The organism is Neisseria sp. P0020.S003 (assembly GCF_051957095.1).
GTDB lineage: Bacteria > Pseudomonadota > Gammaproteobacteria > Burkholderiales > Neisseriaceae > Neisseria > Neisseria subflava.
This window is the reverse complement of the sequence record NZ_JBQCWU010000053.1, coordinates 1-515: the sequence shown is the minus strand read 5'-3', so window position 1 is coordinate 515 and position 515 is coordinate 1. Positions and strand designations below refer to the sequence as shown.

Sequence of the window (515 nt, the reverse complement as noted above, 5' to 3'; positions counted from 1 at the left end):
ACACAAACAAAAACAAGACACCCGCCAAAACCATACACAAACAACACAGCAACACCACAAAACCACAAAACAAGAAAACACCAACACCCAAACCAACCCAAACCCAACACACGCCAACAAACAAAAAACCCACCAAAACAACACACAAACAACACAACAACACCAACAAACCACAAAACAAAAAAACACCCAAACCCAAACCCCACCAAACACAACCCACAAACCCAAACACAACACACACCAAAACAACACCCCCACCCAAAAACAACACAACAAAACCCACAACAACAAACACCAAGACAACCACAACACCCACCACCGCCCAAAACCAAACCCCCAAACCACCCACAACACCACCCAACAACAACCCAAACAAAAACAAACACCCAACCCACACAACACAACCCACCCCAAAACAAAACCAAAACAACCCCCCAAAACAAAAAAACCACAACCACAAAACCCAACAACACAAACACCCCCACAACCACCCACCCACACAAAAACACCACAAA

The 515-nt window shown here is 44.9% G+C and carries 1 pseudogene; it reads left to right on the top strand.

The features are described 5' to 3' along the window. A pseudogene (locus ACTHTQ_RS11275) lies at positions 1 to 515 on the top strand (hypothetical protein); the annotation flags it as partial.